Source organism: Vibrio jasicida CAIM 1864 = LMG 25398 (assembly GCF_000400365.1).
Lineage (GTDB): Bacteria > Pseudomonadota > Gammaproteobacteria > Enterobacterales > Vibrionaceae > Vibrio > Vibrio jasicida.
The window spans coordinates 1-216 of record NZ_BAOG01000135.1 but is presented as its reverse complement, the minus strand read 5'-3'; the positions used below and the strand labels follow the sequence as shown (position 1 = coordinate 216).

General features: G+C 54.2%; 1 tRNA gene. It reads right to left on the bottom strand.

Annotated elements, in window-relative coordinates:
• Positions 1-8 precede the first annotated feature (8 nt).
• A tRNA-Arg gene (locus tag VJL_RS24450) sits at positions 9-85 on the bottom strand.
• Positions 86-216: the final 131 nt, after the last annotated feature.

The window sequence follows — 216 nt, the reverse complement described above, 5'->3', positions numbered from 1 at the left end:
CTAAAGAGTGGCGCGTCCTGGAGGATTCGAACCTCCGACCGCCTGGTTCGTAGCCAGGTACTCTATCCAGCTGAGCTAAGGACGCGCAGTTTTCGATATCAGTATTCCCAATATCAGGAGTTCACTAGGAAACCCTAAAGAGTGGCGCGTCCTGGAGGATTCGAACCTCCGACCGCCTGGTTCGTAGCCAGGTACTCTATCCAGCTGAGCTAAGGA